This is a genomic window from Roseobacter insulae (assembly GCF_019375555.1).
Taxonomy (GTDB): Bacteria; Pseudomonadota; Alphaproteobacteria; order Rhodobacterales; family Rhodobacteraceae; genus Roseobacter; species Roseobacter insulae.
The window spans coordinates 60,666-82,070 of record NZ_JAHXDN010000011.1; the positions used below are offsets into that span (position 1 = coordinate 60,666).

Annotated in this window: 19 protein-coding genes; 14 read left to right on the forward strand and 5 right to left on the reverse strand. The window is 57.4% G+C overall.

What is annotated here, in order from left to right; translation table 11 throughout:
• Positions 1–3 precede the first annotated feature (3 nt).
• Positions 4–1,329 (reverse strand): UDP-glucose dehydrogenase family protein, encoded by a 1,326-nt coding sequence (locus tag KX928_RS23705; protein WP_219508031.1) that lies wholly within the window; start codon positions 1,327–1,329, stop codon positions 4–6.
• Between the two features lie 176 nt (positions 1,330–1,505).
• Here KX928_RS23705 and rfbC point away from each other — a divergent pair, with 176 nt between their 5' ends.
• The 14 genes from rfbC to KX928_RS23775 all read left to right on the forward strand — a co-directional run bounded on the left by rfbC (position 1,506) and on the right by KX928_RS23775 (position 14,810).
• Entirely contained in the window at positions 1,506–2,069 is a 564-nt protein-coding gene (gene rfbC, locus KX928_RS23710; RefSeq protein WP_219508033.1) for a dTDP-4-dehydrorhamnose 3,5-epimerase, read from the forward strand.
• Positions 2,070–2,073: 4 nt separating this feature from the next.
• Complete coding sequence (rfbB, locus tag KX928_RS23715) at positions 2,074–3,114, forward strand: dTDP-glucose 4,6-dehydratase (protein ID WP_219508036.1); 1,041 nt, start codon at positions 2,074–2,076, stop codon at positions 3,112–3,114.
• Positions 3,111–3,959, forward strand: coding sequence for a dTDP-4-dehydrorhamnose reductase (gene rfbD, locus KX928_RS23720; RefSeq protein ID WP_219508037.1), 849 nt, complete (start codon positions 3,111–3,113; stop codon positions 3,957–3,959). Before rfbB ends, rfbD begins: the two co-directional genes overlap by 4 nt.
• A 15-nt stretch (positions 3,960–3,974) precedes the next feature.
• On the forward strand, positions 3,975–4,838 hold the full coding sequence (gene rfbA, locus KX928_RS23725) for a glucose-1-phosphate thymidylyltransferase RfbA (RefSeq protein WP_219508046.1): 864 nt from the start codon (positions 3,975–3,977) through the stop codon (positions 4,836–4,838).
• Positions 4,839–4,869: 31 nt separating this feature from the next.
• Positions 4,870–6,243: a phosphomannomutase gene (locus KX928_RS23730; protein WP_219508048.1), complete on the forward strand. Its 1,374-nt coding sequence runs from the start codon at positions 4,870–4,872 to the stop codon at positions 6,241–6,243.
• Between the two features lie 212 nt (positions 6,244–6,455).
• Entirely contained in the window at positions 6,456–7,688 is a 1,233-nt protein-coding gene (locus tag KX928_RS23735) for a rhamnan synthesis F family protein (RefSeq protein ID WP_219508050.1), read from the forward strand.
• 80 nt (positions 7,689–7,768) lie between these two features.
• Positions 7,769–8,851: a sulfotransferase family protein gene (locus tag KX928_RS23740; protein WP_219508052.1), complete on the forward strand. Its 1,083-nt coding sequence runs from the start codon at positions 7,769–7,771 to the stop codon at positions 8,849–8,851.
• Positions 8,852–9,037: 186 nt separating this feature from the next.
• Positions 9,038–10,570: a hypothetical protein gene (locus KX928_RS23745; protein WP_219508054.1), complete on the forward strand. Its 1,533-nt coding sequence runs from the start codon at positions 9,038–9,040 to the stop codon at positions 10,568–10,570.
• The gene (locus tag KX928_RS23750) at positions 10,567–11,259 is read left to right on the forward strand and encodes a WbqC family protein (RefSeq protein ID WP_219508056.1); all 693 of its coding nucleotides are present in this window, start codon (positions 10,567–10,569) and stop codon (positions 11,257–11,259) included. Before KX928_RS23745 ends, KX928_RS23750 begins: the two co-directional genes overlap by 4 nt.
• Complete coding sequence (locus KX928_RS23755) at positions 11,256–12,185, forward strand: glycosyltransferase family 2 protein (RefSeq protein ID WP_219508058.1); 930 nt, start codon at positions 11,256–11,258, stop codon at positions 12,183–12,185. The genes KX928_RS23750 and KX928_RS23755 overlap by 4 nt, the downstream gene beginning before the upstream one ends.
• Positions 12,166–12,798, forward strand: coding sequence for a class I SAM-dependent methyltransferase (locus KX928_RS23760; protein ID WP_219508066.1), 633 nt, complete (start codon positions 12,166–12,168; stop codon positions 12,796–12,798). Before KX928_RS23755 ends, KX928_RS23760 begins: the two co-directional genes overlap by 20 nt.
• Positions 12,799–12,800: 2 nt before the next feature.
• Positions 12,801–13,463, forward strand: a complete 663-nt coding sequence (locus tag KX928_RS23765; protein WP_219508068.1) for an acetyltransferase — start codon at positions 12,801–12,803, stop codon at positions 13,461–13,463.
• On the forward strand, positions 13,463–14,380 hold the full coding sequence (locus tag KX928_RS23770; RefSeq protein ID WP_219508071.1) for a glycoside hydrolase family protein: 918 nt from the start codon (positions 13,463–13,465) through the stop codon (positions 14,378–14,380). The genes KX928_RS23765 and KX928_RS23770 overlap by 1 nt, the downstream gene beginning before the upstream one ends.
• Entirely contained in the window at positions 14,337–14,810 is a 474-nt protein-coding gene (locus KX928_RS23775) for a GtrA family protein (protein ID WP_219508073.1), read from the forward strand. The genes KX928_RS23770 and KX928_RS23775 overlap by 44 nt, the downstream gene beginning before the upstream one ends.
• On the opposite strand, the gene rffA is transcribed toward KX928_RS23775, so the two are convergent.
• The 4 genes from rffA to KX928_RS23795 all read right to left on the reverse strand — a co-directional run bounded on the left by rffA (position 14,799) and on the right by KX928_RS23795 (position 21,001).
• Entirely contained in the window at positions 14,799–15,944 is a 1,146-nt protein-coding gene (gene rffA, locus KX928_RS23780; RefSeq protein ID WP_257884060.1) for a dTDP-4-amino-4,6-dideoxygalactose transaminase, read from the reverse strand. The genes KX928_RS23775 and rffA overlap by 12 nt on opposite strands.
• Complete coding sequence (locus KX928_RS23785) at positions 15,941–18,193, reverse strand: hypothetical protein (protein ID WP_219508075.1); 2,253 nt, start codon at positions 18,191–18,193, stop codon at positions 15,941–15,943. The genes rffA and KX928_RS23785 overlap by 4 nt, the downstream gene beginning before the upstream one ends.
• 4 nt (positions 18,194–18,197) lie before the next feature.
• The gene (locus KX928_RS23790) at positions 18,198–19,076 is read right to left on the reverse strand and encodes a class I SAM-dependent methyltransferase (RefSeq protein ID WP_219508077.1); all 879 of its coding nucleotides are present in this window, start codon (positions 19,074–19,076) and stop codon (positions 18,198–18,200) included.
• Positions 19,077–19,237: 161 nt separating this feature from the next.
• Complete coding sequence (locus KX928_RS23795) at positions 19,238–21,001, reverse strand: ABC transporter ATP-binding protein (RefSeq protein WP_219508093.1); 1,764 nt, start codon at positions 20,999–21,001, stop codon at positions 19,238–19,240.
• Between the last annotated feature and the right edge of the window lie 404 nt (positions 21,002–21,405).

The window sequence follows — 21,405 nt, forward strand, 5'->3', positions numbered from 1 at the left end:
CTGCTATTCCGCAAGGCCATAGTCCTTGCGCCCGATGGAGACATAGGCGGTGAACCCCGCGGCGCGCGCATCATCGGGATTATAGATGTTGCGCAGATCGGCCATCACAGGGGTGGCCATATCCGCCGCCACCCGGCCCAGATCCAGCGCGCGAAATTCATTCCACTCGGTCAGGATCACCACCGCATCCGCTCCTTTGGCCGCTTCGTAGACATCCTCCACCCAGGTCACGCCGGGCAAAAGCGCTTCGCCTTCGCGCGCGCCCTGCGGGTCCACCACACGTACCTTCGCGCCCTTGCCCACAAGGGCGGGCACGATGGTAAGGCTGGGCGCATCGCGCATGTCATCGGTATTGGGTTTGAACGTCACGCCCAATACCGCCACGGTCTTGCCGTTCACCGACCCGCCGCAAAGGTCGAAAACCTTGTCCACCATGCGCCGCTTGGTCTCCTCATTGACCTTGATCACCGTCTCCGTGAGCTGCATCGGCACCCCGTATTCCTGCCCGATCCGGGCCAGTGCCGAGGTATCCTTGGGAAAACAGCTGCCGCCATAGCCGGGACCTGCATGCAGGAACTTGTTGCCGATCCGCCCGTCCATGCCCATGCCCTTGGAGACCATTTTCACATCCGCGCCGGTGCGCTCGCACAGGTTCGCGATCTCGTTGATGAAGGTGATCTTGGTGGCCAGAAAGGCGTTGGCGGCGTATTTGATCATCTCGGCGCTTTCCAGATCGGTGGTCATCACCGGGAAATCGCGTAAGTAGAGCGGGCGGTAGATCGCCTGCATGACCTCCGCCGCACGGTCGCTTTCAACCCCCACGACGATCCGGTCCGGGCGCATGAAATCGTCGATCGCGGCCCCTTCGCGCAGGAATTCGGGGTTGGAGGCCACATCGAAATCGACATCCGGATTGGCGGCCCTGATGGTCTCGGCCACCCGGGCGTTGGTGCCGACCGGCACGGTGGATTTGGTCACCACAACCGCGTAATCGGTGAGCGCCTGCGCAATCTCTGTCGCGGCGGCCATCACATAGGTCAGATCCGCATGACCATCGCCGCGCCGCGTCGGCGTGCCCACGGCGATGAACACCGCATCCGCGCCAGCCACCGCTTCGGCCAGATTGCCCGAGAAGGTCAGTCGCCCCGCGGCCACGTTCTTGGCCATCAGATCATCGAGACCCGGCTCGTAGATCGGCACGTCCCCCGCGTTCAGCTTGGCCAACTTGGCAGGGTCCTTGTCCACGCAGATTACCTCATGGCCGAAGTCGGAGAAACAGACCCCCGAAACAAGGCCCACGTAGCCCGTGCCGATCATCGCAATCTTCATCTACTCGTCTCCACATCAGCGCCCCGGTTTGCGTGATGCGGCAAGTACTTGAACCTGTCAACAGCATGGCCTCCGCCCGGCGGAGGTTTTGTCGCCTACGGGCAGGGTTTGTGGATGACAGCCGCAAGGGGGCTTGGTAATTGGAGCCTGATTATACTTGTGCAAGGGTTTTGGTTTTGCAGATTGAGAAAACGAAACTGGACGGCGTTTTCGTGCTGACCCCCAAACGGTTTGGCGATGCCCGTGGCTTTTTCAGCGAAAGCTGGAGCCGGCGCGCGATGGCGGAGCAGGGCTTTGACTATGATTGGGTGCAGGACAACCATTCCCTGTCGATGCAGGCAGGTACCGTGCGCGGCCTGCATTTCCAGTCGCCGCCCCATGCCCAGGCCAAGCTGGTGCGCTGCGGGCGCGGCGCGTTTTTCGACGTGGTTGTCGACATCCGCCGGGGCGCGCCCACCTATGGTCAGTGGATTGGCGAAGAACTGAGTTTCGAGAACGGCAAACAGATCCTTGTGCCCACCGGGTTCCTGCATGGCTTCGCCACCCGGGTCCCCGGGACCGAGATCATCTACAAATGCTCCGATTACTATGCGCCGGACTGTGACGGGGCGGTGCGCTTTGACTGCCCGGAGATCGGCATCAACTGGGGTTTGGGCGATTTAGAGCCTGTTTTATCCGAAAAAGATGCCGCTGCCACCGGGTTGGCCGATTTCGACAGCCCTTTTGTCTATGAAGGATGATCCCATGAAACTGCTTGTCACCGGTGGCGCAGGGTTCATCGGCTCTGCGGTGGTGCGTCAGGCCATCGCGCGCGGGTACAGGATCATCAATCTCGATGCGCTGACCTATGCCGCCTGCCTGGAGAATGTGGCCAGCGTCGCCGATCATCCGGGATATGCCTTCGAGCAGGCCGACATCCGCGACCGCGCCGCCCTCGATCGCATCTTTGCGGCCCATAAGCCCGATGCGGTGATGCATCTGGCCGCGGAATCCCACGTGGACCGGTCCATCGACGGGCCGGGGGACTTCATCGAGACCAATATCACCGGCACCTACCAGCTGCTGGAAGCCGCGCGCCGCTTCTGGACCGCGCAGGGCAGGCCGGAAGATTTCCGCTTTCATCACATCTCTACGGATGAGGTTTTTGGCAGCCTCGGCGAGACCGGCCAGTTCACGGAAACCACGCCTTACGATCCGCGCAGCCCCTATTCCGCCTCCAAGGCAGCCTCCGATCACCTGGTGCGCGCCTGGCACGAGACCTACGGGCTGCCCATCGTGATGACCAATTGCTCCAACAACTACGGGCCTTATCACTTCCCCGAAAAGCTGATCCCCGTGGTGATCCTGAACGCGCTGGCGGGCAAGGACATCCCGGTCTACGGCAAGGGCGAGAACGTGCGCGACTGGCTTTATGTCGAAGATCATGCCGATGCGCTGCTGACCGTGCTGGAAAAGGGGGAGATCGGGCGCAGCTACAATATCGGCGGCGAGAACGAGGCGCGCAACATCGACATAGTGCGCATGATCTGCCGCATTCTCGAAGAGAAACGTCCTAAAAACAGTCCCTACGAAGACCAGGTCCGCTTTGTCACGGACCGCCCGGGCCATGATCTGCGCTACGCGATCGACCCCACGCGGATCGCCACGGAACTGGGGTGGCGGCCCTCCGTGACGCTGGCGGAAGGTCTGGAAAAAACCGTGCAGTGGTATCTGGACAATGAAGACTGGTGGCGCGCCCTGCAGAACCGCGATGGCGTGGGCCAGCGCCTTGGGGCAAAAGCATGAAGGTTCTCATCTTTGGCAAAACCGGGCAGGTGGCCACGGAACTGGCGCATTTCGACGGCGTCACCTCATTGGGCCGCGAGGAGGCCGACCTGACCGACCCCGGGGCCTGCGAGGCTCTCATTGCCGAAACGGAGGCGGATGCGGTGATCAACGCCGCTGCCTACACGGCTGTGGACAAGGCCGAAGAGGACCGCGAGACCGCGATGATCGTGAACGCGATGGCCCCCACGGCGATGGCGGCGGCGGCTGCCGCGCGCGATCTGCCCTTCGTGCATATCTCCACCGATTACGTTTTCGAGGGTGGCGGCACGACGCCGTGGCGGCCTGACGATACCACCGGTCCCTTGGGCGTTTACGGTGCCAGCAAGCTGGGCGGCGAACATGGGATCACCGCGGCCGGGGGCAGATACGGCATTTTGCGCACCTCCTGGGTGTTTTCCGCCCATGGCAACAATTTCGCCCGGACCATGCTGCGTTTGGGCGCGGACCGCGATGCCCTCACCATCGTGGCGGACCAGATCGGCGGGCCAACACCGGCGCGCGATATCGCGGCGGCCTGCATGCGCATGGCGACAGCGCTGAAAGAGGATGCGGAGAAATCCGGCACCTATCATTTCAGCGGCACCCCGGATGTCAGCTGGGCCGATTTCGCGCGCGAAATCTTTGCGCAGGCAAGCCTGAGCGTCGCGGTGACGGATATCCCGACCTCCGCCTATCCCACCCCGGCCCAACGCCCGCTGAATTCCCGGCTCGACTGCAGCGCCACCACATCCGCATTCGGCATAGAGCGCCCGGATTGGCGCAGCGGTCTGGCGGCTGTCCTCGCCGAGCTGAACAGAGCCTGATAAGGAGATTTCACGATGAAACGCAAAGGCATCATCCTCGCCGGTGGCTCGGGCACGCGGCTTTATCCCATCACGCTGGGGGTCTCCAAACAGCTGCTGCCGATCTACGACAAGCCGATGATCTATTACCCGCTGTCGGTGCTGATGCTGGCAGGAATCCGCGAGATCGCGATGATCACCACCCCCGAGGATCAGGCGCAGTTCCGGCGCATGCTGGGGGATGGCGCGCAATGGGGCGTGCAGCTTACCTATATCGTGCAGCCCTCGCCCGACGGGCTGGCGCAGGCCTTCATCCTGGCGGAGGATTTTCTGGCAGGCGCGCCCTCGGCGCTGGTGCTGGGCGACAATATCTTCTTTGGCCACGGGCTGCCCGAACTGATGGCCGCCGCGGATGCGCAGCCGCAGGGAGCAACGGTCTTCGGCTATCAGGTGGCCGATCCCGAGCGCTACGGCGTGGTGGATTTTGACGCGGATGGCACCGTGCGCGGCATCGTCGAGAAACCGAAAGTGCCGCCTTCGAACCACGCGGTCACCGGGCTCTATTTCGTGGATGGCACGGCGCCGGCCAAGGCGCGGCAGGTCAAACCCTCGGCCCGCGGCGAGGTGGAGATCACCACGCTGCTGGAGATGTATCTCGCCGAAGAGACCCTGACCGTGCAGCGCATGGGCCGTGGCTATGCCTGGCTGGATACCGGCACCCATGGCAGCCTGCTGGATGCGGGCAATTTCGTGCGCACCATCGAAAAGCGGCAGGGCCAGCAGATCGGCAGCCCCGAAGAGATCGCCTTTGAACTGGGCTGGATCAGCCGCGAAGAGCTGCACCGCGAGGCGGAGAAATACGCCAAGAACGATTATGGCACCTACCTGAGCAAGCTCTGACAGACCCTTTTTAACAGCGCCGGAGAACCCCATGTCCGTCAAATTTGGAACAAGCGGCCTGCGCGGGCTGGTCACAGCCATGACCCCCGATCTGATCACCGTCCATGTGCAGGCGTTTCTCAGCGCCTGCGATACCGGCGGCGTGCTCTGCGTGGGGCGGGACCTGCGGCCCTCCTCGCCACGCATTGCGGATAACGTGATCGCAGCGGCACGGGCGGTAGGGGTCCGGGTGATCGATTGCGGCGAACTGCCCACCCCGGCGCTGGCACTGGCCGCGCAGGCCGTGGATGGTGGGGCGGTGATGGTTACCGGCAGCCATATTCCGGCGGATCGCAACGGGCTGAAGTTCTACGTCCGCTCCGGCGAGATCAGCAAGGCGGATGAAGCGGCAATCCTGGCGCATCTCGACGAGAGCCCGGCAACAGATGCCCCTCCCGGCGCGCTGGAAACCGACACCGGGGCCATGGATCGCTATGTCGGCCGCTTCGTCGACGCCTTCGGTCCGGAGGCATTATCAGGCCAACGCATCGGGCTTTATGCTCATAGTGCAGTGGGGCGGGACGCCCTGGCGCAAATCCTGAAGGATCTGGGCGCCGAGGTGATCGAGCTGGGCCGCTCGGAAACTTTCATCCCCGTGGACACCGAAGCGGTCGATCCGGAGGTGCGGGTGCAGATCGCGGAATGGGTGGCTGAGCACACCCTCGACGCGCTGGTCTCCACGGACGGCGATTCAGACCGCCCATTGCTGGCCGATGAAACCGGGCGGGTGGTGCCGGGGGACCTTCTGGGCCAGATCACCGCAGAGGTGCTGAAGGCCGAAACCATCGCCACGCCGATCTCCTCCAACAGCGGGGTGACGATGAAGGGTTTCAAGGATGTCAGGCTGACGCAGATCGGCTCGCCTTATGTCATCGCCGCGATGGAGGCCGCAGAGGGGCGCGTTGTGGGCTATGAAGCCAATGGCGGCTTCCTGCTGGGCTTCGCGGCGCAGGGCCCTGCGGGCGTGCTGGCCCCGCTGGTCACCCGCGATTGCACCCTGCCGATCCTGACGGTGCTTTATGCCGGCCGCGACGGCGGCATCGCCACCCGCGTGGCAAAAGAACCCCCCGTGGTGACCGTCGCGGACCGGTTGCAGGAGGTGGCACAGGCCAAAAGCCGCGCACTTCTGGAGAAATGGCAGCAAGACCCCGCCGCCCGCGCGGCCTTTCTGGCGCCCCTGGACAAGGCAGAGCGTGACCTCGACCTGACGGACGGGCTGCGCATGGTGCTGACGGATGGTGATGTGATCCACATCCGCCCCTCGGGAAATGCCCCGGAACTCAGGCTCTATATCGAGACACAAGATCAGGAAACCGCCGAAACACTGCTGACGCAAGCGCTGGAGCATCTCAGACAGGCGTTGTGAGATCTCGTCGCAAAACTCGGGCGCGCAAGAAAAGCGGGTCATCCTCCAGCGCCGTCAGGATGGAAGCGCCTTAGCCTGTACGAAAAGTAGGGTAGCCATCACATTTCAGGTGACGTAGAAGGGCGCGCGACGGGAATATACATCGTGTCTAACCCGCTTAGCGCGAGTCCGGTTTATGGGCAGAAGTACATGATACAGCGAGCCAGCATTTGATGATCGATGATGTGAAACAGAGACAAATGCGCGCGAACCCGGCATATAAGTTCAAAAGGGAACTGAAACGCCTCGCACAACATATGAGAAATCCACTGATCCCTGCAAATAAATTAAAAAGAGAGCTTTTGCGCATCGGCAGGCAGATCATTAATCTGCCTCCGTTTGTCATCTCTTACCTTTTCGCAACGCCCTACTACGATCTGGTGCTGGCAAGAAAATGCAAAATACTGGATGGCAAGGCCGAGCCGAAGAACCGCATTGCAGTCTACCTGTTCTATCCCCAAAAGGGTCTGCAGAAATCTCACCTGCGCGCCATCGATTACCTTGCGCAATCCGGATACGCACCGCTTGTGATCTGCAACGCCCCCCTGGACGATGCGGAGCTTTGCAAAGTACTCGGCCGATGCTGGCGATATATCGAGCGGCCCAATTTCGGCTATGATTTTGGCGGCTATCGCGACGGTATACTGTCTATAAAAACCCAACTGGGTTCATTGGACAGGCTAATCCTGACAAACGATTCTACCTGGTTTCCGCTGCCGGGTGCGATGGACTGGATCGCGGCCTCCGAGGCTTTGAATGTCGATTATGCGGGGGCTGCCTGGGCTTGGGCCGTGCGGCATGAAGATCCCGAAGACTTCGAGAAAATTCAATGGACTGTCGATAAGGACAGACGCAATTTTCACTATGCCTCTTACGCATTAAACATCGCCAGTCCGATTTTGCGCACGAAAAAATTCTATAGGTTCTGGAAGAACTTCCGCCTGACGAACGAAAAAAACAGAACCGTAAGGCGGGGCGAAATCGGTCTGACAACCTGGGTAAAAAAGCACGGGTTCAGCCATGGTGCCACAACGGAGCTGATGCAAATCAGTCAACTTCTGAACGCGAAGAACGACGATGAGGTTCTGAATTTGGTTGAAAATCTGATCTTCGTGACAGACCCCAAAATGAAGGATATCACAGAGGCTTTTCTGAAGGATGCGCAAACGTCGGAACCCTTTCCAAGAAAGCGGGCGGAGCAGCTGATTGCCAACGCCGTGGCCCGTCAGGGGATGTCTTATTCGATCATGGGTGAACTGATCGAGAACCATGGGTTTGCCTTCATGAAGAAATCCCCGGCTTTCCGTAACGATGGCACGGATGCCATTGTCCAAAATATTCTTACGGGGATGGACGCCAAATTTCGCAAGGATATTCTCGGCGAAATTAGTGCATTAGATCGCTAAAGGGACGGGTGTGAGCGCCGGGATGTCGTGATATATCCCGATGAGCGCGTCGGACTGGCCAGGAAGCGACAGGGACAAACATGTCAAATATTCTTTTCATCATCGGTATGCATCGCAGCGGTACCAGCGCCTTGTCGGGAAGTACGCGCTTTCTGGGAGCGATCCATGCCGAGGCGTCCCACGGCTCAAACGACAATAACATCAAGGGGCACTTCGAACCGATTGAGGTTGTCGCCGCGAATGACCAGCTGCTAGAGAATGTCAACAGAACATGGAACGATTGCCGACCGCCGCCGGTCTTTGATGCGCCGCAAAAACAAGGCTATGAAACAACATTCGCAAAAATCCTGGATCAAGAATTTGGCTCCGGCGCGCTGGTGGTTGTCAAGGATCCCCGCATTTCATTGCTGACAGGTCTCTGGGGGGATGGGGCCCGGCGCAACGGGGACACGCCAAGGTTTGCCATTGCGCTGCGCGATCCTGCGGCTTCAGCCTCTTCGATCATGCGCCGCGACGGGCTGTCGGCCGAGGCGGCGCTGGCAATCTGGACGCGCTACATGCTTGAGGCGGAGCACAATACCCGTACGGAGACCCGCGCCATTATCCCCGCCGAGAGGTTCGTTTCAGATCCGGTCACCACGCTGACTGAACTGGCGGAACAACTGGAGATCACTTGGCCCAACTCGCCACAGTCGACGCGCGCCGAGCTTGAAACCTTTATCGAACGCGGCCTGCTTCACGCGCCGCTGGAGTTGGAAACGCCCATTCTGAAGACTGCGCGGGAAGTCTATGATGCATTGAACATTCTGGCCGAAGACAGCGACAATGCACAGGCGATGTCCACTCTTGATCGAATCCGAAAGAATTTTGCCCCCCTATCGGAACAGATCCATGAACGGATGGTGCTGGATCAACTCCATAAGGCGATTTTGAACAAATGGCAGGTTGATGATCTGCTTAAGACGCGCCGCCATACCAGACAGGAGCTGGAAATGGCCCTCGTCAGGGCGCATAAATATCCTTGGAAACCTTTAGTGGATTCCTTGAAATTCCGCGCACTCACCAGATTGGCCAAGCTGGTGGCCCCGATTTCCCAAGGACGGGCAGAGCATTTTCTACGCTCCGCCAGCAAACGGGATCCGCAAAGATTTTCAACCAAATAGGACAACCGGATCGTCTGATATTACTGGGCAAAACCGGGGCGCGTCCGGGCAGGGAGGGGTAGGACCCGTTGTCCAAATAATTGGGATGACTTGGCCGCGTCGGGCAACTAATGACAGTCAAGACCAGCCAGCATATGAGTTGCATAGAGGTTTAACGGTATCATTTTGGAAAACAACACCACGTCCATGATCAAGGTACTGGCAAGCGCCTTCCTGATCACCTTTGGGTTTTTCTTTCTACAAGGCCGCGCCGGGTTCAGCCTCGCCGATGAAGGTTTCCTTTGGTACGGCGTGCAACGCGTGCTGAACGGTGAGGTTCCGATACGGGACTTCATGTCCTATGACCCGGGCCGGTATTACTGGTCTGCGTGGTATGCCCTGCTTTCGGGGGATCATGGCATCATGGGTGTCAGGATGGCCGCGGCAATTTTCCAAGCAATCGGGATGTTCGTGGCACTGATCTTGATTGTCCGCTCAACGGATCCGGAAAGCAGGTACAAAACGGTTTTTTGGGGCCTTTCAGCGCTGATACTGATCCTGTGGATGCTGCCACGACACAAGGTGTTTGACATCTCCCTATCCATTATGCTGGTCGGCGGTCTTGCCTATATGATCGCCAATCCTGTTCCCAGACGGTGTCTGTTGGCTGGTATTGGTGTTGGCCTGGTGGCTGTTTTTGGCCGTAACCACGGTGTTTATGGTGCCGCCGCCAGTCTCGCCATCCTTTTATGGATGATGATCGGTGCCTCTTTTCAGGATGTGGTCTTGAAACGGTTCGTGCCCTGGGGTGTGGGGGTTGTGATCGGTTTTCTGCCGACCTTCGTGATGGCCATGGTCCTGCCCGGGTTTGCGGCAGCCTTCTGGAACAGCATCCTGATGCTGTTTGAACAGAAGGCAACGAACCTGCCCCTGCCGATACCCTGGCCATGGGATGCGTCCTTTCAGACAGGATCGTTCAAGGACGTTTTTCGAGACATCCTGATTGGGGTCTTTTTTTTGTCCCTGCCTCTTTTCGGACTGGCTTCTATTGTGTGGGTGACACGGCAGGTTAAGAAAAATCAACCGGTCCAGCCAGCTCTGGTGGCAGCGGCATTTCTGACACTGCCTTATGCGCATTACGCTTTTTCCCGCGCAGATGTATCACATCTTGCTCAGGGGATTTTCCCGTTTCTGATTGGCGCATTGATACTTGTTTCCTCTCTATCAGGCAAAAAGCGGCTCTATCTCGGGGGTATTTTACTGATTGCCTCTCTGATGATCACGCTGTCGCAGCACCCCGGATGGTTTTGCCGCAAAGCCGACAGATGTGTAGACGTTGACGTATCGGGCAGCACCCTCAGGGTCCCCTCCGGCGAAGCCAGTAATATCGCGTTGATCCGAAGCATTACCGCCGACCACGCGGCGGGCGGCAAATCGTTTATCGTCACCCCACTCTGGCCGGGCGCATATGCTCTTATGGAACGCAAATCTCCAGTGTGGGAAATTTATGCTCTGTTTCCAAAATCCGAAGCCTTTGAACAGGCCGAGATTGAGCGGATCATTGCATCTGATCCCGGATATGCCCTTATTTTGGATGTGGCTCTCGATGGGCAAGACGCGCTACGCTTTCGCAACACACATCCTCTGATGCACCGGTACATTCAGGAAAATTTCGAGCTGGTCGAAGTCTCGCCCAATCCTGCTCTTCAACTTTATGTCTCGAAAGACGCAACCCCATGAAACGCGTAGCCATTGTGCAGTCCAACTACATTCCCTGGAAAGGGTATTTTGACATGATCGCCGCTGTCGACGAGTTCATTCTATACGACGACATGCAGTATACCCGCCGGGACTGGCGTAACCGCAACAAGATCAAGACCCCCCAGGGGTCCCAGTGGATCACTGTGCCGGTGCTGGTGAAAGGAAAATACCATCAGAAAATCCATGAGACACAGATCGATGGCATGGATTGGGCCGCAGCGCATTGGAAATCGATCGATCTGAACTATCGCCGCGCCCCGCATTTCGAAGACATCGCCAATTGGGTGCAGCCTTTGTACCTGTCCTCTTCCTACGAATGGCTCTCGGAGTTGAACCGGCGCTTCATCGAGGAGATCTGCGGGTATCTCGGAATTAATACCGTTATCTCGACCTCTCGCGACTATGACCTGATTGACGGCAAGACCGAACGTCTGGCGGATTTGAGCGTCAAGGCAGGTGCCACCGAATACGTGTCGGGGCCGGCGGCAAAAGACTATGTCGAAGCCGATGTTTTCGACCAGTATGGTGTGAAACTGTCCTGGTTCGACTACGATGGCTATCCGCAATATCCCCAACAGTGGGGCGACTTCGATCATGCGGTTACGATACTCGATCTGCTTATGAATTGCGGCAAGGAGGCCCCGAAGTACATGAGGTGTGTCTTGTGAAGCTTTCTGTTGTTGCAACACTGTATCAGTCGGAAAATTACATCAGCGAGTTTTGTCGGCGGGCGACGAAATCAGCCCGTAGTTTATCCGATGACGACTATGAGATCGTGCTGGTCAATGATGGATCTCCCGACAACAGTCTGCATGTCGCAGTAGAAATCACTGAAAAAGACCCTCACATCGTCGTTGTCGATTTGTCGCGGAACTTCGGTCACCACAAGGCCATGATGACAGGGCTTTCTTATGCCCAGGGGGATCAGGTGTTCCTGGTTGACAGTGATCTGGAAGAAGATCCTGAATTGGTTGAGACCTTCTCGAAACAGATGCGCGATGAAGGCTGCGACGTTGTTTACGGTGTGCAGCAGCGCAGGAAGGGCAACTGGTTCGAGCGTTGGAGCGGGCGGTGGTTCTACAGCCTGTTCAAAACGCTGACCGGCCTGACACTGCCAGAAAACGTTGTGACGGCGCGGTTGATGAGCCGACGATATGTGGATGCGCTGCTGAGCCACAGGGAGCGTGAAGTCTTCATGGCCGGGCTGTGGCACATCACAGGCTTTGATCAACGACCTCACGCCATCAAGAAACACAGCACAAGCACAACAACATATACGCTGCGCAAGAAGATGTCGGTGCTGGTGAACTCGGTCACCTCCTTCAGCAACGCGCCTCTGGTGGGGATTTTCTATATCGGGCTGAGCATCTCGACGCTTGCTCTGTGCTATATCGTCTATCTGGTCGTATACAGGGTCTTTCTGGCAACCCCCTTGAGCGGGTGGACATCCGTGATGGCATCGATCTGGTTGATTGGCGGGATGATCATCTCCTTTATCGGCATTGTCGGCATTTATCTCTCGAAAATCTTTTCGGAGACCAAACAACGTCCCTACACAATCATAAGGCAGGTTTATGGGCACCGACAAAACTGAGCTTCTCAGGGAAATCGCGGATTACTACTCCGACAAGCTTGCAGAACATGGTGAAACACCTCAGGGCGTCGATTGGAATGGATCGGACAGTCAGGTTCTTCGATTTGAACAACTCAGCAAGGTCATTGCCGATGAAGATACCCCTTTTTCCATAATGGACCTTGGGTGTGGATACGGCGCGCTCTACGAGTTTCTGTCGCCCAAATATCCGCAGATGTCCTATCTCGGGCTCGATGTGAGTGAGATCATGGTAGAGGCCGCCAAGGCCCGCTACGCGCATCCGGACCGGGTGGACTTCCTCTGCGCTTCCCAACCCGACCGTGTCAGCGACTACTGTGTCGCAAGTGGTATTTTCAACGTTCGGCAAAACCGCACGGATGCGGAGTGGGGGGCGTTTTTGGAAAACACCCTGGATATGATCCATGAAAGCAGCGCGCGAGGCTTCGCCTTCAATTGTCTGACGGCCTATTCCGACGCGGATAAAAAGCGCGGTTATCTGTACTATGCGGATCCCTGTTGGCTCTTTGATCTTTGCAAGCGCAAGTATGCGCGTAATATCGCCGTGCTGCATGACTACGGGCTCTATGAATTCACGATATTGGTAAGGAAGTAGACATGAAGAAACTGGTGATCTTCGGGGCCGGCGATATCGCTGAGTTGGCACATTACTACTTCACGACGGATACCGATTATTCGGTGGTCGCTTTTTGTGTGGATGCGCAGTTCATCAAGGAAGACAAGTTCTGTGATTTACCGGTCGTGCCCTTCGAAGACCTGTCCGAGCACTATCCCAGCGCAACGCATGACATGTTCATCGCCTTGAGCTACGCGAAACTGAACGCCCTTCGGAAAACCAAATTCGATGACGCCCGGGAGAAAGGCTATGCGCTGGCCAGCTATGTCAGCTCGAAGGCATCTGTTCTCAATCAGGGAAACATTGGTGCAAACGCCTTCATTCTGGAAGACAACACCGTGCAGCCCTTTGTGACGATCGGCGACAATGTCACCCTGTGGAGCGGGAACCATATCGGGCATCATTCCGTGATCTCGGACCATACATTCATCTCATCCCACGTGGTCGTCTCCGGTGGGGTGAAGATCGGCGAACGGTGCTTTATCGGTGTGAACGCAACGTTGCGGGATCACATCGAAATCGGTGACAAATGTGTTATTGGCGCCGGAGCCCTGTTGCTGGCAGATGCAGAACCCGAAGGCGTCTACCTCGGGACAGCAACAGACCGGGCACGTGTTCCAAGCACGCGGCTAAGAGGCATATAATGCCTAAATGGGAGAAGCTCGGACGCCTTTTCGACCCAAAACCGAACCACCACCCCAAACTGACATCGCATGCAGCAAACCCATTGCCGGTGCATCTGAAAAACGACGTCTATCGCATTTTCTTCAGCGGGCGTGATGCAACCAACCGTTCTTCCGTGGGGGCCGTGGATATTGACATCATAAGGCGCGAAATCGTGACAGAGCATTCCGAGCCGTTCTTTGAGCATGGCCCCGCTGGCAGCTTTTACGCAGATGGTGTGAGCATCGGGAACTGCTACACCGCCGGCGGCGGGAGATACATGCTCTTCATGGGGTGGCAGGCCCCAAAAAACAGTCACTGGCGCGGCGATATCGGGCGTCTGGAGGTACTGGACGACCTCACATTGAAGCTTGATCGCCCGTCGCCCTTCATGGGCGCAACGCCGGAAGATCCCATCAGCCTGTCCTATCCTTGGGTGATGCAACACGGTGAAGGTGATTATGCCATGTGGTACGGGTCCACAATATCATGGCAAACCGAGACAGCGGAGATGCTGCATGTCATCAAGGGAGCAACCTCGAAAGACGGACATGAATGGGCAAGGCACGGATTGGCTGTCCCCTATGAACTGGGCGTGGCACAGGCTTTCTCGCGACCGAGCGTGGTACGGAACAGCAACGGCACCTATGACATGTGGTTCTCCTACAGAAGTGGCACAGGAGAGAGTTATCGCATCGGATATGCCAGCAGCGTGGACGGCAAGACCTGGCGGCTGGATCTTGAAAACACGGGAATTGATGTCTCACAGCATGGATGGGACCGGGACATGATCGAATATCCCTTCGTGTTTGACCACGCGGGACAAAGGTTCATGCTCTATAACGGAAACGGCTATGGCAAGACAGGTTTCGGCTTGGCCGCAATGGCAGACGCCTGACGTGGCCACACAACGCAAGCTCAACCTGTTGGCCCGGCAATTGTTCAGCTATGCGTTTGTCGGCATCGCCAGCAACCTCGCCGGGTATCTGGCCTATCTTCTGATCACGGGTCTGTGGTTGCCCCCCAAACTCGCCATGTCGATACTCTATGCCGTCGGCGCGACTGTCGGGTACTTTGGCAATAAAAAGCTGACCTTCTCCCACTCAGCCGATGTCATGGGATCGGCGCTGCGCTATGTTATTGCACATCTGATCGGCTATGGGATCAATCTGACCCTTCTCATCATCTTCGTTGACCAGCTTGGGTATCCGCATCAGTGGGTGCAGGCGATCGCCATATTCTGCGTTGCGGGGTATCTCTTTGTTGCTTTCAAGTTTTTTGTTTTCCCTTCCCGCCAGTCGGCACCGCGCGGGAAATCAAACCAATAGCTGATGCAGAATGTCGATCACTCCATCCTGCTGCTCCTTGGACAGCCCATACCACAATGGCAGGCGGATCAATCTCTCGGACTGTCTGTCGGTGACCTCCAATGTGCCGCTGGTCTTGCCGAATTTCCGCCCCGCCGGAGAGGAATGCAGCGGCACATAGTGAAAGACCGAGGAAACTCCCCTGGCCTTCAGTTGGTCGAGCACCTCTGATCTGTCGAACCTCGGCGCCAGCAGAACGTAATACATATGGGCATTGTGCTCACAGTGATCCGGCACCACGGGTCGGCGCAGCATACCGCTGGCCTCCAGCGGCGCCAGCATCTCGTGGTAGCGGTCCCATATCGCCAGCCTGTTCAGGGTGATCTGCCGCGCCTCTTCCAGTTGCCCCCACAGGAAGGCCGCGACCAGCTCTCCGGGCAGGAAAGAGGAACCGATTTCCTGCCAGGTGTATTTGTCGACCTGACCACGGAAAAACTGACTGCGGTTCGTTCCCTTTTCCCGAATGATCTCCGCGCGCAGCCTCAGATCGGGATCATTGATCAGCAAGGCGCCGCCCTCGCCGGAAATCAGGTTCTTCGTCTCGTGAAAACTCAGCGCACCCAGACTGCCGATGCTGCCGAGAGGGCGCCCCTTGTAATTCGACATCATGCCTTGCGCCGCATCTTCGACAACATGCAGATCATGCCGTTTCGCGATGTCCAGAATGACATCCATTTCGCAGGATATACCAGCGTAATGCACCGGCACGATCGCCCTGGTTTTTTGCGTTATCGCCGCCTCAATCAGCGTTTCATCCAGATTAAGCGTATCAGCGCGAATATCGACAAAAACCGGCACCCCGCCCCGCAGCGCGAAGGCATTCGCCGTGGAGACGAAGGTATAAGATGGCATGATGATCTCATCGCCGGGCGCGATATCCAGAAGCAACGCAAACATCTCCAACGCTGCCGTGCAGGAATGGGTCAGAAGCGCCTTGCTACAGCCTGTGTTGTTCTCAAGCCAGGCGTGGCACTTCTTGGTGAAGGGACCATCGCCGGCGAGGCTGCCATTTGCATGGGCCTGAGCGATGTAATGCAGTTCCTTGCCGGTCATATGCGGCCAGTTGAACGGTAGAATATCAGTCTTGCTGGTCATGTACTCTTCAGCCCGGCCTTTCGTTTCTTGATCAATTGCGCAACCATCAGGGCGCTCAACAGCGCGCCCCAAAATACGTTCGACACCCAAGCGTGTCGGGTAAACGGCTCGAAGCTTAGACGAATATGTGTCGCCCCTTTGGGAATGTCGACGCCCTGATATACCCCGTTCACTTCAACCGTTCCGACCGGTTGCCAGTTTTGATCAACCCGTGCAAACCCTTTCCAGTCGGAATGGAATCTCTGGCTCAGGACCAGCATTGACTTGCGCGCCGACGCGATCCGGAATTCCAGCAGGTCGCCCTGGTCGAGACTGACTGTGACGGGCTTGTGGCGTTGCGCCGCTCTGAAGTCGACGAGACCAATCTGCGGCACCCCGGGATCGGGGGACGTATGGAACACTTGCATACCAGTGTGCATGCGTGCTTTGACCCTGTGAAGGTGCACGCCTACTTCAGAGCCCAACGGTTCGAGGTTCGGATGGCTTATCTCGGCCGGGGCCAGCACAAGACCGATGTTGCTCATCCAGAAATCAAGACTTCCATAATCCGGGGAAATGGCCGTATTCCGCCGCCCGTAGGTTTGCATCTCACCCCCCAGGCGCTCTATCAGCGCATGGTATCGCCGGGACGACAGGCTGTTGTAAGTGTGGATCGATGCAAGCCCCAAGCCCGCCGTCAGATTCGGCGGAAAAACATGAATGTCTGACGACACAATTGCAAAGCGCGATCCATCCGGCAGATGGCGCCTGACCTTTTCCGTCAGAGCAGAGGCTGTCGCAATCCGCGCAGGGTCCTGGCGCAGCATCAAGGGGTAGGACTGAGCCACGAGAGAGACCACAACGGCGGCGATCAGAAAGACCGGTCTGAGGGTCACGGCATAAAGAAACAGCATCCCCGTCAGAAGCAGAAAGACCGGTAAGGCTTTCCAGCGGATGTTGGTCTCGGTCAAAACCCCCAAAGCGATGCCAAGCGCCAGGGCAACGAGCCCGCAGATACCCGCGATCCAAGCCAGACGACGGCGCGCGGCGCGGTGCGAGGTGCGCGCAATCACATCCAGACCAAAAGCCAGCAAGATCGTGAGCGGCAAGATCATACTACCAAAGGGTGTGCTGCGTGACAGGTTGAACCCAAGGTAATGAACGCCAAACACATACAAGGGATGCATAAAGGCAAAGAGCAGCATCACGGCAATTGCCAGCCACCAGCCCCATGTTTTCCGAAAGGCGGTCAAACCGCATATCACAACGAAAAACAGAGCAAGCGGGGTCAGGCTCAACCCGTTGTAGGGCCATGGAAATTGTGAAGACACCGGGTTGCCGAAGAGTTCCGGCACCGTGCTGAGCGCCATGAACTGCACCGCGTCGGACAGGTTAGACATCTGAGGCAGCACCTGCGTAAAGAATGAGGCATCGGGTTTGAGACGCGCAGACTCCGAAGCAACCTTGAGCAGGTCGATATAGACCGGCGCGGCAAGAGCCACCGCGACCATCACAGCAAGCAGCAAGAGCACGAGGAAAACGCTTGCGCTGACGAGCGTTTTTTGACGGCTGGTCATAAAGATCGCATAGATAAAAAGAATGTAGCCATGAAAAACAACAGGCTGCGGATAGGCTGTCATCAATAAGCTGTAACAGCTGAAGGCCAGCACACTCCACGTGAGCGCCTCTGGTTTTTGTGCCAGACGCGTTGTGGCCCACAATGCCCCCGCCGCCCAGCACCAGACCGCTGAAAACATTGGAAACGTCAGCCAGTACATGAAGACCGGAGATGCTGCCAAAGTAACGCCCGCTGCCCACCCTGCGATGGGCCGGAGACTTACCTCCCGGGCAAACAGCATCATGAAGAACCCTGCCAGCACGGTGTTTGACAGGGACAGGATCGTCACCATCCGCCGGGGGTCTTCCGTGATCTGGAAAATGACCCAGCTTGGCAGGTAGACGGGGCTGAAGCCGGATATCTGGTACAGAGGACGTCCCAGTTCGGACTGTTTTGTCCACAGCGCCACCCACCCAGAGCGGGGCGCCATTATATGCTCCTGAATTTCGGGAATATATGCGCTGGTATAATCACTGAACTTCCGGTTTTCACGCCGCGCGTCTTCATAGGTTTCATGTGTGAGGCCAACCTCCGCAGCCTGCCGGTGAGGGGCCACGACATCCCCGGCCAGAAAAGGCAGGAACAGCACAAATACAAAAAGGAAATAACCGAAGACCGCTGCCTTGTAGGTGTCCATAAATCCCGGGGTCACATGATCATTCCCCGGCGCGTTTTTTCGCGACCATCAGCCTTGACCCACCAAAGGGGAAGTTCAGACCCCGTTTGATGCAGGCCAGTTCCAGCCCCAGCATTTTTTCGAACACTGCGTTCAGGAGCGGGTTGATCGTGAATTCAGCCGTGGGATCGTAGTCCTGCTTCTTTCCCCGGTTCATCAGACGGGACAGAACCATGGCAGGGAAAAGAGTGGTCACGAAGGATGTGCTGCGCAGCACGTCGAAACCTGCTTTTTCGATCTTGGACCTGAGTTCAGCGGCCGAATAGCGGCGCTCATGACAGGCATAATCATCCGCAGCGCTCCACAACCAAGCGTGCTGAGGGACCGATACCAGCAGCACGCCACCGGGCTTCAGCGCACTGTGCAACTCCCTCAGAACGATTTCATCCTCCTTGATATGCTCAAGCACATCGAAAGCCCCGACAACATCGAATTCATCCACAAAGGGGATTTGCCGGGCATCCATCTGCATCAACTCTGCCGACGGCACGCGCTGCAGGGCAAAAGGCAGACCATCCACAAAAATCTCGCTACCGACGAATCTGGCATCCGGAAACCGTTTGCTCAGCCCGGACAGGACAAACCCGGTGCCACATCCGACTTCAAGCAGGGAAGAGAAATCAGGCGCATATTTTTCCGCGGCCCAGATGACAATTCTGTTGCGGGCGCGAAACCAGAAATTGGCCTCCTCCAGACGGGCCAATTCCGTGAAATAGCTGGCCTTGAAGCCGCCCCCTTCGCGCGCCAGCGCAGGCGCGTAGGCTTTGAACCCGCCAATAACAGCCGGGGCTTGCCCGCAATGATCGCATTTCTTCAGATCAGCCCTGTGTATATGCGCGCAATTCATGCACTTTTTCATCTGTGTCGTTCCCTTGTGCCCGCGTCGTCGGCAAATCTGAAATCTATCTTCAAAGGAGGGAAAAGGAGACAACCAGCATATCCCCCTCTCTTGAGGTGATACCTTCGTATAATCTCAAAACAAGGGGTTTGACAGAACACATGGAAAGACCGCCAGCCAGCTCATTCAGCAGTGCTGAACTGCCGGTCGTAAAGCGTGCGGAACAGGCCGTCCCGAGCCAGCAGTTCGCTCTGGCTGCCTTCCTCAACGACCTCACCTTCTTTCACGACGACAATCTTGTCTGCGCTCAGAATGGTTGACAACCGATGTGCGATGACAATCGTGGTGCGGCCCTTGGACAGTTTCTGCAAGGCCTCGTTCACCAGATATTCGGATTCCGAATCCAGCGCGCTTGTGGCCTCGTCCATGATCAGGATCGGGCTGTCACGCAGGATTGCGCGCGCAATGGCGATGCGCTGGCGCTGGCCGCCCGACAGATTGCCACCATTTTCGCCCACGTCTGTGTCGTATTGCTGGGGCATGCGCTGAATGAAGTCATGGGCATTGGCCGCTTTGGTCGCCGCGATGATCTCCTCGTCAGTTGCATTTTCGCGCCCCAGCGCGATGTTCTGTTTCAGGGTGCCGTCGAACAGGAAGGTTTCCTGACCGACAAATGCAATTCTGTCCCTGAGCGAGGCGAATGTAGCCTGCCGCAGATCGAAACCGTCAATCTGGATCAGACCATCGACCGGGTCGTAGAGCCGCAGGATCAGGTTGATGATCGTCGACTTGCCGCCCCCCGATGGTCCCACCAGCGCCGTGGATTTCCCGGCCTCGAAGATCACGTCCATGTGGCGCAGCAGGGGCGCGCCATTCTCGTAGTGGAAGCTGACGTTCCTGAACGCCACCTGACCAGGGCCTTTGGGCAACGGGGATGCATCCGGCGCTTCCTTGACCGCGATCGGGGTGTCGAGAATCTGGTACATCATTCCCACGCCGACCATGCCCGCTTCGATGCTGATGCGCATTCTGGCCAGCCGCTTTGCCGGCTCATAGGCCATCAGCAGGGCGGTCACGAACGACATCAGCTCACCCGGCGATGTCGCGTCGTCGCCAAAGATGCTGACCGTGCTCAACGCGACAACGGCAGCGATGGCAAAGCCGGAGAGGGTTTCCATCAGCGGACTGGTGGCGCCGGACAGCCGCGCCATGGCGTTAGAGCGGCTTTCCACCGTGGTGATGGCCGCATTCATCCGCTCCGCCATGTGCTTTTCAAGCGCGAAGGCCTTGACCACCCGAATGCCGGTCGAGGTCTCCTGCACGACCTTGATGATCTCGGCCGCCGAGGCGAGGTTTGCCTCAACAATATTGCCGACCCGGCTGAGGATCTTTCGGATTCCAAGGATCGCAATCGGTCCGAAGATCAGTGAAAACAGTGACAGGGTAGGCTGCTGATAGATCATCACGAAGATCAGCCCGATCAGTGTCAGCAGGTCTCGGACGAACCCCATGATCAGCGTATCAATCACACTTCGCGCAGCTGTTGCCGAAGAGGTCACGCGCATCAGGATGTTGGAGGAATCGAGCGTATTAAAAAACGCAATGCCATGTTGCAACAGACGGTCATACAATTTGCGCTGCTGATCCGCGACGATCCTGTTGCCCGCACGGCTGAGGAAGACGACCTGCACATAGGTCGCGACACCCTTCACCGTGAAGATCGCCGCAACCCCGGCAGCGACCGCGAAAACCGCTGAGCGGTTGCCCGAGGCGACCATGGAATCGATGATGTCCTTCATGATCCAGGCGGTCAGCGCCGTGGTCACGGCGATGACCATCATGGCCACAATCGCCACGCCGTAATTAAAGGCCTGAAGGCGCAGGTTCTCGCGCAAAAGCCGTCCAAGCATCGTGCTGTTTATATTGGCCTGAAAGCGCTTGATCATTGTTATTCTGCCTGGGTCCCTTACAGCGCCTTTGGTAGGGGGGATAGCCCAACCTGTAAAGGACCGCCCCTGCGAAGAGGACCAGATTGGGCGCTCTCGCTTTGCCAAGAGAATGTATCATTTTTTGATACACATCTCGCATGATCCAAAGCACGTGGGCAAAGTGCGACAACCTTCCTTCACTATGGAAAGATTCAAGCAGAACTGGCCTGTATTTATCCGAGTGGCCAGAGGCTTTAGGTCACTCGGACAAAATCCGCGTACAACCGACTTATCCTACTACCATCCAAACTCTATTCAAAAGCGGATTAGCACTTGAGACCTCTAAAATGCTGGTTGTCTGCCAGAATGTGAGCTCACGCTGAAGTGCAGTTTCTGATGTGTCCTTTTACTCCAATCGGTTC

Coding starts and splice junctions, on each gene's coding strand:
- KX928_RS23705 (WP_219508031.1), bottom strand. CDS start 1,329: ATGAAGATTGCGATGATCGGCACGGGCTACGTGGGCCTTGTTTCGGGG.
- rfbB (WP_219508036.1), top strand. CDS start 2,074: ATGAAACTGCTTGTCACCGGTGGCGCAGGGTTCATCGGCTCTGCGGTG.
- rfbD (WP_219508037.1), top strand. CDS start 3,111: ATGAAGGTTCTCATCTTTGGCAAAACCGGGCAGGTGGCCACGGAACTG.
- rfbA (WP_219508046.1), top strand. CDS start 3,975: ATGAAACGCAAAGGCATCATCCTCGCCGGTGGCTCGGGCACGCGGCTT.
- KX928_RS23730 (WP_219508048.1), top strand. CDS start 4,870: ATGTCCGTCAAATTTGGAACAAGCGGCCTGCGCGGGCTGGTCACAGCC.
- KX928_RS23735 (WP_219508050.1), top strand. CDS start 6,456: ATGATCGATGATGTGAAACAGAGACAAATGCGCGCGAACCCGGCATAT.
- KX928_RS23740 (WP_219508052.1), top strand. CDS start 7,769: ATGTCAAATATTCTTTTCATCATCGGTATGCATCGCAGCGGTACCAGC.
- KX928_RS23745 (WP_219508054.1), top strand. CDS start 9,038: ATGATCAAGGTACTGGCAAGCGCCTTCCTGATCACCTTTGGGTTTTTC.
- KX928_RS23750 (WP_219508056.1), top strand. CDS start 10,567: ATGAAACGCGTAGCCATTGTGCAGTCCAACTACATTCCCTGGAAAGGG.
- KX928_RS23760 (WP_219508066.1), top strand. CDS start 12,166: ATGGGCACCGACAAAACTGAGCTTCTCAGGGAAATCGCGGATTACTAC.
- KX928_RS23765 (WP_219508068.1), top strand. CDS start 12,801: ATGAAGAAACTGGTGATCTTCGGGGCCGGCGATATCGCTGAGTTGGCA.
- KX928_RS23770 (WP_219508071.1), top strand. CDS start 13,463: ATGCCTAAATGGGAGAAGCTCGGACGCCTTTTCGACCCAAAACCGAAC.
- KX928_RS23775 (WP_219508073.1), top strand. CDS start 14,337: ATGGCAAGACAGGTTTCGGCTTGGCCGCAATGGCAGACGCCTGACGTG.
- rffA (WP_257884060.1), bottom strand. CDS start 15,944: ATGACCAGCAAGACTGATATTCTACCGTTCAACTGGCCGCATATGACC.
- KX928_RS23790 (WP_219508077.1), bottom strand. CDS start 19,076: ATGAAAAAGTGCATGAATTGCGCGCATATACACAGGGCTGATCTGAAG.
- KX928_RS23795 (WP_219508093.1), bottom strand. CDS start 21,001: ATGATCAAGCGCTTTCAGGCCAATATAAACAGCACGATGCTTGGACGG.